The organism is Streptomyces sp. NPDC048277, from assembly GCF_040652235.1.
Lineage (GTDB): Bacteria > Actinomycetota > Actinomycetes > Streptomycetales > Streptomycetaceae > Streptomyces.
In genome coordinates this window covers 301,001-314,229 of record NZ_JBEZLQ010000011.1, presented here as the reverse complement: position 1 = coordinate 314,229, position 13,229 = coordinate 301,001, and the positions used below count along the sequence as shown (strand labels likewise).

General features: G+C 75.5%; 6 protein-coding genes. All 6 read left to right on the top strand.

Annotation, left to right across the window (positions count from 1 at the left end; genetic code table 11):
- Positions 1-19: 19 nt before the first annotated feature.
- The 6 genes from AB0D85_RS24945 (at position 20) to AB0D85_RS24920 (ending at position 13,212) form a co-directional block, all read left to right on the top strand.
- On the top strand, positions 20-874 hold the full coding sequence (locus AB0D85_RS24945; protein ID WP_362324022.1) for a DUF4132 domain-containing protein: 855 nt from the start codon (positions 20-22) through the stop codon (positions 872-874).
- On the top strand, positions 871-5,853 hold the full coding sequence (locus AB0D85_RS24940; RefSeq protein WP_362324019.1) for a hypothetical protein: 4,983 nt from the start codon (positions 871-873) through the stop codon (positions 5,851-5,853). Before AB0D85_RS24945 ends, AB0D85_RS24940 begins: the two co-directional genes overlap by 4 nt.
- A 32-nt stretch (positions 5,854-5,885) precedes the next feature.
- Positions 5,886-7,043: an AAA family ATPase gene (locus AB0D85_RS24935; protein ID WP_362324016.1), complete on the top strand. Its 1,158-nt coding sequence runs from the start codon at positions 5,886-5,888 to the stop codon at positions 7,041-7,043.
- A gap of 4 nt (positions 7,044-7,047) precedes the next feature.
- The gene (locus tag AB0D85_RS24930; RefSeq protein ID WP_362324013.1) at positions 7,048-10,503 is read left to right on the top strand and encodes a DUF5682 family protein; all 3,456 of its coding nucleotides are present in this window, start codon (positions 7,048-7,050) and stop codon (positions 10,501-10,503) included.
- Positions 10,500-12,248: a hypothetical protein gene (locus tag AB0D85_RS24925; RefSeq protein WP_362324010.1), complete on the top strand. Its 1,749-nt coding sequence runs from the start codon at positions 10,500-10,502 to the stop codon at positions 12,246-12,248. The genes AB0D85_RS24930 and AB0D85_RS24925 overlap by 4 nt, the downstream gene beginning before the upstream one ends.
- A 166-nt stretch (positions 12,249-12,414) precedes the next feature.
- Positions 12,415-13,212, top strand: coding sequence for a LuxR C-terminal-related transcriptional regulator (locus AB0D85_RS24920; protein WP_362324134.1), 798 nt, complete (start codon positions 12,415-12,417; stop codon positions 13,210-13,212).
- Positions 13,213-13,229: the final 17 nt, after the last annotated feature.

Below are 13,229 nucleotides of genomic sequence, written 5' to 3'. Positions count from 1 at the left end.
GCGGTGCGGGGAGGCACGCATGGGGTGGGTGACGGCCGGGGACTACGAGGTGGCCCTGGACGACGGGAAGGTGGTCTGCCGCAACGCGGCGGGGCGGCGGCTGAAGTCCGTGCCCGCGAAGCTGGCGGACGATCCGGCGGTGGTGGGGCTGCGGCAGCTCGTCGAGTGGCTGGAACGGCACGAACGGCAGTGCCTGGCCGATGTGGAGCGGTGGATGACCCGCTCGCTGCCGGTGCCGCTGGCCGTCCTCGCCCAGGTGTGGCCGGACCCCGCCTGGCAGGCGGCGCTGCGCGACCTGGTCGTCACCGGCGCCGACGGCGAGGTCGCCGGATTCCTGCGGGACGCCGACGCCGAGCGCGGGCTCGGCCTGGTCGACCTCGACGGCGACACCGTGCGCATCGCCCCCGACCTGGTCCGGCTGCCGCATCCGGTGCTCCTCGAAGACCTGGAGGAACTGCGGGAGTTCGCCGTCGAACTCGGCGTCGAGCAGAAGGCCCAGCAGCTCTTCCGCGAGGTCTGGCAGCGCCCGGCCACCCTGGACGCGGAGGCCACTCAGGTCGACGAGTACGCGGGCGGGGTGTTCAAGGAGCTGCGGTTCCTGCACGGCAGGGCCACGCAACTGGGGTACCGGGTGCGCGGCGGCTACGCGGTCTGCTCCGTGCTGGAGGACGGGCGCGGGATCGAGGCCCGGGTGTGGGTCGGCGACTTCGACAGCTACTTCGAGACCGAGACCGGCCCACTGGTGTGGACCGATCCGGCAGGGCGGTCGCTGAAGCTCGGTCAGGTCGGCCCGGTCGCCTGGTCGGAGGGGATGCGGATGGCGGCGGCGCTGTACGCCGGGCGGGACATCGAGGACGAGGAGCGGGCGGCATGACCATGTACGACGACACCACTGCGGCGGCGCTGCTCGACGCCGGCGCGATCCTGCCCGCGGGCACGACCGGGCGCGAGGACGCGGACGTCCTCACCGCCCGTACGTACAGTCACCCGGCTCTGGAGGGCCGCGCCGTGGTGCGGCTGGTGCCGGGCACCCTCGGTGAGGCCGAGGACCTGGCCCTGGAGTTCCTCGGCCTCGCCCGGGATCCGGAGGCGCCCGAGGTCGGCCAGGTGCGCCGGGAGACGCTCGGCTTCCCGGCCTGGGCACTGGTCCACGACCCGGCCAACGGCCATCACGCCCTCGCCCTGGTCAAGGACGTCGAGCGGCTCGCCCGGCAGGCCAAGTCCAAGCCGGGCAACGCGAAGGAGGGCTTCGAGGCGCTCGGCGAGCAGCTGGGCCGCGCGGTCCCGCACTTCCTGCCCACCTTCTACGAGCAGGCCTCACGGGTCTTCCTCCAGCACGAGAACACGACCTACGCGGCCGCGTTCTTCGGCAAGGCCCGCGAGGCCGAGCGGGTGCACGCCCTCACGGTGGACGAGGAGCGGCAGCGGGCGGTGTTCCTGGAGTTCGCGTTCGCCGGTGCGCTCACGGTCAAGGCGCTCAAGGAGTATGTGAAGGACCTCGCCCGGCGGCTCGAACCGGCCACCGCCTGGGCGCAGTTCCGGCAGCTGACGGTGGAGCGCTGCGCGGCCGGGATGCCGCCGTACGCCTCGCTGCCGCAGGACGCGCGCGGGCTGATCAAGGCGGCGAAGCTGGACCTGGTCGCCGAGGAGTGCGCACTGGTCGCCGACCTGCTCGCCTCCCCGGCCGCCGTGCGGGCACCGGCCGCCTTCTGGAGCGCCTACCGGAACGTGCTGCCTGCCGTCGCCGGGCGCCGGCCCGAGGTCCGGGTACGGCTGCTGGAGATCATGCCGGCCGGGCTGGGCCGGGAGGTGGAGGACGACGAGCTCTGGCTCTCGCTGCTGACCGAGTGCGGCGCGGTCCACCTGCTCACCGGCGAGAGCACCGAGGAGAGCACGGGCGAGAGCACGGGCGAGAGCGGCGAGGTCGACCCGGCGGACTGGCTCAGCCGCTGGGCGCAGCACCGCAAGCACGGAGCGGCGTCCTCGCACCGCTCCCCCGCGACGCTGGCGCTGGTCGAGCGGATGGCGCCCGGGCTGCGCGCGGCCGGCCGGCCCGTCGACATCTTCGCCGGACGCTGGCAGAGCGGGGCCGACATCGACCTGCTGGACCTGTGCGTGGCCGAACGGATCCCGCTGGCCGTGCCCGACACGGACACCGACGTGCATCTGCCCCTCAGCAACTGGCTGCGCGACAAGCGGCCCGGGCAGCGCGACCTGATGGCCACCGCGACCGAATCCCGGTACCGCACCCTGCTGTTCCGGGCCGTCGGCGGACTCGGTCGGGGTCAGGGGGCGGCGGACCTGCTCAAGGCGGCCGAGCACCCGATCCTCTGCGATGTGCTGGTCGAGTGGCTCCAGGTGGCGACAAGGGCGTTCACCGCCGCCACGGGACTGCCCGGGGTGGACACGGAGCTGGAGCGGCTGCGCCCCTTCCGGACGGTGATGAAGAAGAGCCGGCTGTCCGTCCAGCGCCTCTCGGAGTACGACGTCGTACCGGTGCTCGGCCGCACGCTCCGCGCCGGGATCCTGGACGAACTGGGCTGGCCCGCCCTGGACGAGGCGCTGGGCCTGCTCGACACGGAGGTCCGCAGGAACCAGGACAACTCCCTGTCGGTCACGGAGGCGTGGCCCGCGCTGGTCCTGGCGCGCGGTCACAAGGCCGTCGTCGTCGGCCCGGAAGGAGTGCTGCTCACGCACGAACTGCGGCTCCCCACCGACCTGGACCGCTGGCACCGGCCCGCGTTCCGGTACACCGACGGCGAGTTGCTGGTGCTGTGGCGGCAGGGTTCTAAGCAGCACGGCTACTGGTCGGCCCGTCCGACCGAGGTGTTCCCGGTCGGCGGCGAGCAGATCCCGGTCTGGCGGTCCGGCCCCGACACGGCGAACGCGTCGATCCCGCTGCCCGGCGGCGGCCGCGCCACGGGGGGCCGTACCCTGCACGCCGGGGACACGGTTCTGCCCGCGAGCCGGCCGGTCATCGGCGACGGCACCACGTACTGGCGCCAGGGCAGGCACGGCAAGCAGACGGTGTGGCTGGAATACGACCCGGCGAGCGGTGAGCACGGACGTGCCTCGCTGCCCGCGCTGCTGGCCTCGGCCGTCCGCGATGACGCCTCGCTGCAGCACGGCTCCTGCGAGGTGCTGCCCCTGCAACCCGGGCTGGAGAACAGCCCGTTCGGCACCGACGGCACGGTGCTCGGGCGGTGGGTGCGTACCGAGGGCGAGGGCGCCGAGGCGCGGACGACCGCCGGCACCCCGGACGGGCGTTCGGCCACGCTGCGGGCGGGCCGCAACGGCCGGGTGCCGGGGGTGCCGCTGGGCGCGCTGCGGCTGCCGGGCGGGGCCGAGCCGGTCGTCTCGCAGATGTACCAGAGCGTCGCCCTGCACGCGGACGACGGCACCGAGCTGGGGCGGGCGTCCTTCGGCGAGTCCGGCGGGGCGTACGCGGCGGGAACCCGGCTGGTGCCGCCGGTCGCCTTCTGGCACGCGCTGCGCCCCCGCGACGAGCGCGGATCGGCCGTGCTGCGCGCCCTGACGGACGAGGCGGCCGGCGAGCTGATGCGGTCGGCGTCGGCGGCGCTCACCGAACGGCAGGAGGCGCTTGCCCTGGCCGGAAAGGACGACAAGGCCAGGGCCGCCGTGCCGACCGCCGACGAGGTCGCCATGACGGCGGTGGCCGGGGCGCTGCCCGAACTGACCGACCCCCGGCTGCTGACCGGTGTCGCCTCCCTCGTCCAGGCGGCGTTGCGGGTCGCCGGGTCGGCCGCGTCCCTCGCCACGCCTCCCCAGGAGCGGCCGCGGCAGCCCCGGCAGCGGACCGAGGGCATGTTCGCGGACTACCGGCCGCTCCATGGCGAGGACAGTACGCTGTCCCAGGCCGTCTCGGGCGTCGCCGGTCTGCAGAACGCGTGGCAGGGCGACTGGACCGCGCTGCGGCAGATCCGCGCGGTGAACCATGTGCTGTCCGGGAAGGCCGCGGACGGCAGGCCGCTGCCCGACCGCGAGACGCTCGCCGTCGGCGACGGCTGGCTGAGCGACGAGCACACGATCCCCGACATCGCGATGGTGTGGCCGCCCCTCCTCGGCGTCCTGCGTCCGCTCGCCTACCGCGCCGCGTCGCCCGCCCTCACCGACGCCCAGCGGGAGCCCCTGCTCCTGCTGCTGGAGGCGCTGACCGAGGGGCCGCTCCCGGCGCTCGGGGACACGCTGCGCGAGGTCGTGCTCGACGAGGAGCAGCACAAGCAGCAGCGCGCGGGGCAGGTGCTGCGCCGCGGCGGCCGTACGGTGGTCGTCCTCGGCTGCCGGAGTGTCGACCACCGGCTGGGCCGGGTCAAGTGGCTGGCCCTGGACCACGACCCGTCCGGCGCGTTCGGCCCCGTCGGGCACTTCACCCTGACCGACGAGACCCGGTACACCGCCGGCGTCCCGGCGGACCGGCTCGCCGAACTGGCCCGGCTGGTCCGGGACAAGGGCGCCGCGCCCTGGCGGTCCGACGCCCCCGAGGCACTCGTCGCCGCGACGGACGGCGGGCTCGGCCCCCTCCAGGCCACCGTGCTGCTGGCCGGGCTCCCGCACGCGCCCGGCGCGGAGGGCCTCACCACGATCGGCCTGAAGTCCCGGCAGCGGGAGTTCGCCGCCGAGCTGCTGAACCCGCTGGGCCCGGAGGTGCAGCGGGCGCTCCTCGGCGCGCTGCTGCCCGACGACCCGGCCGAGCTGTGGACGAGCGGACCGGACTCGACGGCCGCGGGCCGGCTGTGGGCCGAGCGCGTCGGCACACGGGTGCGGCTGCCGGAGGACCTGAGCGCCGATCTCGCCGGAGCGGGCGGCGGGTACGCCGAGGCCGTCCTCAACCCCGCGCTCACCCCCTGGCTCAGCCGGACCACCGTGCTGCGCCCCGACAAGGACGGCACTCTGGTCCCCGAGGACCCGTCGGCGGTGCCCACGGGGTACATCCTGTCCGGCGCGGTGGAGAGCCTCGCCGCTCTGGCGTACGTCCTGCCGTACGGACATGCGCTGCGGGCCGCGCTGCCGACGGGGCTGGCCGCGCTGCGCCGTCGGCTGACCGACCCCGAGCTGCTGCTCGACCTCGGCGTCGACTGGACGGAGAAGGGCACCTCGACGGCCGTGGAGGTGCGCAAGGCGTACGGACTGCCGAAGACCGGTGGCGGCGACGCGCACGGTCTGACGCGGGCCGGGGACACGCTGGTGCTGCGCCCCTGGTACCCGGAGACCGAGAAGGTGCTGGTCCGGCCGAGCGCGTTGGGCGGCCCGGACGACCCGGCCCTCGGGCTCCTCGAAGGCCTGCTCGGTCCGGGACGCCGATCCGGTCCACGGACGCTGCGGACGATCCTCGGCGACGACCTCGCCCGCGCGCTCGCGGCCGAGGGAGCCGCGGGGTACGCCCAGGACCCCTCGGTCAGTGTGCCCGCGCTGGTCGCCGAGGTCGCCGCGGCCCACGGTCTGGGTGCGGACGCGGCGGCGCTCTACCTCCAGTTGCTGGCCCTGCCCGACCCGACCGACCGCAACTGCGCGCGCTGGACCGGCTGGAGGCCCGCCCGTACGAAGAAGGCGCGCGCCGAACTGGCGGCGACCGACCTGGTCGTCGAGGCGAAGCGCCCGCGCGCCGGCCGCACTCTGTTCCTGCCCTGCGGCTGGCTCGACCTGAAGGCACCGGCGCTGCCGGTGGAGACCTGGAAGGAAGCCCTCTACCCGGTCTCCGACGGCAACCGCACCCTCCCCCTGCTCCCGGTGCCGGAGCTGTTCGCCCGTGCCTGGGAGCGCGTACGGGCCGGGGAGGCGCCCGCGTACGAGCAGCTGACGACCCGGGCGACGCGCAGAGGCCGCCGCCGATGACCACGATCCGCACCACCGAAGGACGACCGCCGATGACCGCCGCTCCGCTCCGCCAGATCGTCCCGCCCGAGGACCGGTACGCCACCGAACTGGCCTTCCTGGCCGCGTACGACGCCGGGCCGCGCCCGCCCGCCTGGCGGCTCACCCCCCGGTCCGTCGTCACCTTCGTCATGGGCAGCGGCGGCCAGGCGCTGCGGCTGCCCGACGACGCCGAGGCACCGGAGGGAGTGCCGCGCCGGCTGGTGGTGGAGGGCAAGTTCGTCGGCGACCGGGCCCTCGTCGAACGCTGTGTGGTGACCCTCGCGGGTGAGCGGGGTCTGCTGCTGGTAGGCGAGCCCGGCACCGCCAAGTCGATGCTGTCCGAACTGCTGTCGGCCGCCGTGTGCGGCACCAGCGGCCTGGTCGTGCAGGGCACGGCGGGCACGACGGAGGACCAGCTCAAGTACGGCTGGAACTACGCCCTGTTGCTCGCCCAGGGCCCCAGCCGCCAGGCGCTGGTGCCCTCCCCGGTCCTCACCGCGATGTCCCGGGGCGCGATCGCCCGCGTCGAGGAGGTCACGCGTTGCCTCCCCGAGGTCCAGGACTCCCTGGTGTCGCTGCTGTCCGAGCGGCGCATCGCGGTACCCGAACTGGCGGGCACCGACGACGCGTTGGCGCACTCGGCGCCCGGCTTCAACCTCATCGCCACGGCCAACCTGCGGGACAGGGGCGTCTCGGAGATGTCGGCCGCGCTCAAGCGCCGCTTCAACTTCGAGACCGTGGGCCCCATCCCGGACCTCGACGCCGAGACCGCGCTGGTACGCGGCCAGGCCCGGGCGTCGGTGGAGCGGGCCGAGGCGCCCTTCCAGGTCGACGACGCGGTCCTGGAGGCCCTGGTCACCGCGTTCCGCGACCTGCGCGAGGGACGGTCGGCGGAGGGCTGGGAGGTGGAGCGCCCGTCCACGGTGATGAGCACGGCGGAAGCGGTGTCGGTGGCGGGCGCGCTGGCCCTGGCGGCCGCCTACTTCCCCGGGGACCGTGACGTCCTCGGCCTGCTCCCGGGCCACCTCCTCGGTGTCGTGCGCAAGGACGATCCCGCCGACGCGGCCCGGCTCCGCGGCTACTGGGACGGTCCGGTACGACGGCGCGCGGAACAGGGCTCGGCGACCTGGCGCACGCTGTGGGACCTGCGCACGGTCCTGGAGGCCTGAGGCTGTGCGCGACACTCCCGACGAGGCCCTCGCGGCCCTCACCGACCCCGCGGCGCCGTATCTGATCGGCGTACGGCACCACGCGCCCTCCATGGCGGCGGTGGTGCCCGCGCTGCTGGACGCGGCGAAGCCTGACGTACTGCTCGTCGAACTGCCCGCGGAGCTGCAGGAGTGGCTGCCGTGGCTGGCCCACGAGGAGACCCGCGCCCCGGTGGCCCTCGCCGCGGCTCCGGCCGACGGCAGCGGCGGCCCGGCGTTCTATCCGTTCGCCGACTTCTCCCCCGAACTGGCTGCGGTGCGGTGGGCCGCGCGGCGGGAGGTGCCGGTCGTGGCATGCGATCTGCCGCTCGCCGACCGTGGGTGGCGGGAAGGGGAGACTGCGGCACGGGGCCCGGGCCACCTCTCGGCCGCCCTGCGCTCCCGGCTCACGGGCCGCCCGGGGGACGACCTGTGGGACCGGCTGGTGGAAGCGGCCGCACCCGGTTCGACACCGGAGGCACTGCGGAGGGCGGCGCTGCTGACGGGGTGGGCGCTGCGGGAGGAGTCGACCGTGTCGGAGGTGGATCTGCGGCGGGAGGAGTGGATGCGCGATCGGCTGGCCGCCGCGACGGCAAACGGCGAGCGAGCCGCCATGGTGCTGGGTGCCTTCCACACGCCGGCACTACTGCGCCCCTTTGGGGGCGCGGGGAACTGCGCGACCAGCCCCCACCTACCCGCACCCGAATGGACCACCTCACTCATCCCCTACACCTACGCCCTCCTGGACGAGCGCTCCGGCTACCCCGCCGGCATCCGCGACCCCGAGTGGCAGCACATGGTCCTCGAAGCGGCCGGTGAACCAACGGCCCTGGAGGACGCGTTGACCCGCTCGGCCGTCCGCATCTGCGCCGAACTCCGCGAGCAGGGCCACCCCTCGGGCCCGGCCGACGCACGGGAGATCACCCGTCTCGCCGGAGACCTCGCCCGCCTCCGCAACCTCCCCGCCGCGGGCCGCGGCGAGTTGGTCGAGGCCGTCCAGACCGTACTGGCGCAGGGCGAGCCGTACGGCCGAGGCCGTTCCGTCGCGCGAGCGATGGAGGCGGTGTTGATCGGCAACCGCGCCGGAAGGCCCGCGCCGGGCGCACCCCGCAGCGGTCTCCTCCCCGCCGTGGAGGCCGAGCTCACCGCACTCGGTCTGCCCGGCCCCGCCGACGGCGTCCCCCGCGCCGCCCGGGACCTCCGGCTCGACCCCCTCCGCTCGGATCTCGACCGCCGCCGCGAACTGCTGCTGCGCCGCCTGACGTTGTGCTCGGTGCCGTACGCCGAGGCCGGCCAGGTGACCGGCACCGGCGGCGCCGACGCCCTCACCTCCCGCTGGGAGGTCCGCTGGACGCCGGCCACGGCGGCGATGCTGACGGCTGCCGGGGTCCGCGGGGTCACCCCGGCCCAGGCGGCGGAGGGCCTGCTGCGTGAGCGGAGCCGTAAGGAGCGGGATGCCGGTGGCTCCACGGCCGCGCAGGTGCTCGACGGCCTGCGGCAGGCGGCACAGTGCGGTCTGCCCGGGCTCGTGGACGAGCGGCTCGGCGACACCGCCGACGTGCTCCCGGACTCCGGTACGCTGCCCGAACTCCTCGCGGGTCTGGCCCTGTTGGACCGGTTGCGGGCCGGTCACATCGCCGGTCTCGACGCGGACGAGGGCCGTACGGGCAGGGCGGTCGCCGTGGCCGAGCTGCTGACCGCCGCGGCGGTACGCCAGGTGGACGGCCTCACCGGCTCCGAGGACCCGGCCGACGCCCACGCCCTGCTCGAACTCGCCCATCGGGCCGACCTGTCGGGCGGCATCCGGCTCGCCGACGCCCTGGCCCGGCTGGCCGCCGACGGCTCTCCGTTGATGCGGGGCGCCGCCGGAGCCGTACGCGTGCTGCTCGGGCAGGAGGAACCGGGGGCTTTCGGCGGCCGGGTCGCCTCCTGGGTCGACGGGGCGGTCGACGCCGGGTCCCGGACCGCGCTCACCGCCCGTCTCACCGGGCTGCTGACGGCCGCCGGGCGACTGCTGGAGGCGGCCGCGCCGGCGTTGGAACCCCTGGTCGAGCGGGTGTCGGAACTGTCCGACCGGGACTTCCTCGACCGGCTCCCGGCCCTGCGCGGCGGTTTCGACACACTGAGCCCGGCCGACCGCGGCCGGCTGCTGGCCGGTGTCGAGGAGCGCCTCGGCACCGACCACGTGGCCGACACCGGCGCGATCGACCCGGCCTCGCTGGCCGCATGGACCCGCGCCGACCTCGCCGCCCGCGCAACCCTGCACGCGCTCGGCCTGCTGCCCGCGCCCCGGACCCTTGCGGAGCCAGAGCCCGCCACCGCCCCCGTGACGCCGGAGGACCACCGGCTGGCACCCGCGGACCGCTGGCGCCTGCTCCTCGGCCGCCGCACCGATCAACTGCCCACATCGGCAAGCGCGTTGGCCACCGCACTCGACGAGCTGTACGGCAGCGGACGCGGTGAGGGCAGCCGGGGCGACCTCGGTGGCGGAGGCGGCCGCGAGACGCCGTATCCCGGGGTGCGGGAGTGGTCCGAGGAACTGGCGGCGCTGTTCGGTCCCGGCATCCGGGAGGAGGTGCTGGCGGCGGCCGCGGCGACCGGCCGCCAGGATGTGCTGGCCGAGCTGGACCCGGACACGGTACGGCCCTCCGTGGACCTGTTGCGGTCGGTGCTGCGGCACGCGGGCGGACTGCCGGAGGCCCGGCTGGCCGCGCTGCGCCCGCTGGTACGGCGGCTGGTCGACGCGCTGACGCGGGAATTGGCGACCCGGCTGCGCCCCGCGCTGCACGGCACGGCCCTGCCGCGGCCCAGCCGGCGCCCGGGCGGCGGCCTCGATCTGCCGCGTACCCTGCGGGCCAACCTGGCCACGGCCCGCCGGGCACCGGACGGCACGGTCCAGGTGATCCCGGAGCGCCCGGTGTTCCGGACGCGGGCCCGGCGTGCGGCCGGCTGGCGGCTCATCCTGGTGACCGACGTGTCGGGGTCGATGGAGGCGTCGACGATCTGGGCGGCGCTCACGGCGTCGGTGCTGGCCGGTGTGCCGACGCTGTCCACGCACTTCCTGGCCTTCTCCACCGAGGTCATCGACCTCACCGACCATGTCGACGATCCGTTGTCGCTGCTGCTGGAGGTCAGTGTGGGCGGCGGCACCCATATCGCCGCCGGTTTGCGGCACGCGCGTGAGCTGGTGAGCGTGCCGTCGCGGACGCTCGTGGTCGTGGTCAGCGACTTCGAGGAGGGCTATCCGGTGGGCGGGCTGCTCGCCGAGGTCAGGGCGCTGGTCGGTGCGGGCTGCCATGTGCTGGGCTGCGCGAGTCTCGACGACTCGGGGCGCCCTCGCTACTCCACCGGGGTCGCGGGGCAGCTGGTCGCCGCGGGGATGCCGGTCGCCGCTCTCAGCCCACTGGAACTCGCCCGCTGGGTAGGGGAGAAGATCGCATGAGCACGGCACCGGAACTGCCCGCCGTCGACCCGTCCGTCACCGCCGAGTTGGTCGCGGCGCTCTCACCCCGGCTGCGCAAGCGGCTGGACGCGGCCATCGCCAAGCTGGCGGACCGCCCGGCCGCCCGGGACGGCGACACCGTGCGCATCACCGTCGACGACGAGGGCTCCGAGCTCGAACTGCACGCCCCCGGGGGCGTCGTGGCCGACGCGACGGGCATCCGGTGCGGCTGTCTGCTGTCCCCGGACTGCCTGCACCGCGCGGCAGCGGCATCCGCGGCGCCGGTGGCCGAGCCACCAGTGGCGGAAGCACCAGTGGCCGAGGCGTCGGAGACCGTGGAGGAGCCGACGGCCGACTCGGCCATCCGCCAGGCGCCTGCCCCCTCCGTCGACGACTCCGCGACGCTCCCTCAACGCACCGCCGCCCAGGCCGTCTTCGCCGCGGTGGCCGCCGTACTCGACGCCGGTACGGACGGCTCCGGCGCCGTGCTTCAGGCGGAGTTGCTGCGGGCCGCCCACACTGCTCGTCTCGCCGATCTCCCCCGAGCGGCCGCGGCGGCGGTCTCCGTGGTGACCGCGTTGCGCGCGGCCCGGGCGGCCGACCCGGCGTTCCGGCTGGCGGACCTGGTCGCCGCCCTCTCCGAGACCCTGTACCTGGCCTTTCGTCTCCCGCACGCCACCGGTCCTGAGCTGGCCGAACTGCGCGGCACCGCACGGCAGCCGTACACGCCGGACGGTTCGCTGCGGCTGTACGGCCTGTTCTCCGAGCCGGTGCTCACGGCGAGCGGCTACGCGGGGGCCGTCACCTGGACCGCCGACGCCGACGGCCGCCTGTACACCGTCTCGGACGTGGCCCCGGGCGGCGCGGGCCGGGCGGTGGGCGCCGCCGACCGCGCGGTACGCATCGGGGACACCGCGCTGACGCACCGCGAGTTGTCGCGGGCGGGGCTCGCCGTGTCGGGGGCGACGGTGTCGCCGACCGGGCGGCTGGGTGCGGGGGCGGGGGTACGGGCGGTGCGCGCGTCCGGTGCCGACTGGCGGGCCGAACCGCTGGACCGGTTGTGGGCGGTGCCCGTGGCCGAACAGGCCGGGCGCGCCCTGGGCGGCGGTCACGATCTGCTGTTCCTGGAGGTGACGCCGACCGGTACGGTGCGTGAGGCGGCGGGCGACTGTCTGCTGGCCGACTGCGACGGTGTGCCGGTGCGGCTGACGGTGGCGCACGACCATCCGGCGCTGCCGCACCGTGACAACCTGCGGCTGCTGGCGGCCGCCCGGGGCAGCCGGCTGCGGGTGATCGCGCGTCTCGCCCCGGCGCCGCACGCCCGCGCCCGGTTGCTCGCCACCGAGCACCCCACCCTCGCGGGAAGCCGTGTCGATCTGGGCCTGGACCGGCTCCAGCAAGCGGACCTGCCGGCTCCGGCGCCGGCCACCGGCGTGCCCGCGCCCGAGGAGGCGCCCGTGCACCTGCTGCGCCGCCGGGTCGAGCAGGCGGCCTCGGGCGGCCGGCGGGTGCTGGCCTTCCCGGGGAACTCCGCGGCGGACGCCCGGCGCCTGGACCGGCACGGTCTCGCCACGGCCGGTGACATCCTCGACGCGCTGCTCGCCGCGGCGGCGGACCGCTCGCGGGACGCGTTCGGCCGCCTTCTTCCCGCGGACACGGACCGATTCGCCCGGGCCTGGCTGACGGCGGCGCGCTACACGGACGAGGTGGACCGGGTGCTGTGCGCCACCGCCTGGGGCGGCTGACCCGGGGCAGCGGCCGGACGCGGGCCGCCGCTCCCCCGTGCCGGCGGCCCGCACGACCGGAGTCGTCGCCCCGGTTCCGGTACCCGGTTGAAGCATGCGACAGCCGGCCGCCGCGTGGGTATGCGTATAACTGCGTAGGGGCAGGGGCGGAGAGGAACGCGTGTCACTGGGCCTGGACAGAGCCTACGAACGTCTTACCGAGCTGGCCGTGGCCGCGCTGCACGAACGCGAGCCCGAGCGGCTGTGGCCGCTGCTCGCCGACGCCCTGACCGGCCTGTGCGGCGGAGAGACGCTGATCTACAAGCTGGACGACTGGAGCGAGGGGAAGGGCACGCTCGGCATGGTGCCGGCTGCCGCCGCCGAGTTGGGCCGACTGGACGACGAAGCCCTGGGCGTGCTGCGCTCGGGCTACCCGTTCGCCCACCACTACGCGGCCGGCCTCGGTCGTACTCCCGTCACGGCCCGGCGGCTCGCCGACCGGGCCTGGCCGACGAGCCGGACCGCACGGGTCCTGGGCACCGCCCTGGACCTGAACCAGGTGCTGGCGCTCCCGCTGCCCGGGACGGTGGCGCCGATCACGGGCTGCCTGGTCTACCGCTCCGGCACGGACTTCAGCGACGACCACGTGCGGATCGCCGAGCGCGCCCAACCGCTGCTGGCCGCCGTGGAGCAGCAGCGGCAACTCCTGGAGCGGTGGCGCCGGTCGACCGCGGCGGCCGAGGAGCCGGAGGAACGGGCCGCGGACCGTGCGCTGACGCCCCGGGAACTCACCGTCCTCCTGCTGCTCACCGACGCCCTGACCGCCGACGCGATCGGCCGCCGCCTGGGCATCTCGGTACGCACGGTCCACAAACACGTCGAGAACATCTACCGCAAGCTCGGCACCCGCGACCGCCTCAGCACGGTCCTGCGCGCCCAGCGGCTGGGGTTGGTCGCCGCACCGGCCCGCACCGGCCGCCGCTGACAGTGCCGGACGGCCGT

What these genes read in the sequence shown, in the direction of transcription:
- AB0D85_RS24940 (WP_362324019.1), top strand. Translation starts at nt 871, where the DNA reads ATGACCATGTACGACGACACCACTGCGGCGGCGCTGCTCGACGCCGGC.
- AB0D85_RS24925 (WP_362324010.1), top strand. Translation starts at nt 10,500, where the DNA reads ATGAGCACGGCACCGGAACTGCCCGCCGTCGACCCGTCCGTCACCGCC.
- AB0D85_RS24945 (WP_362324022.1), top strand. Translation starts at nt 20, where the DNA reads ATGGGGTGGGTGACGGCCGGGGACTACGAGGTGGCCCTGGACGACGGG.
- AB0D85_RS24935 (WP_362324016.1), top strand. Translation starts at nt 5,886, where the DNA reads ATGACCGCCGCTCCGCTCCGCCAGATCGTCCCGCCCGAGGACCGGTAC.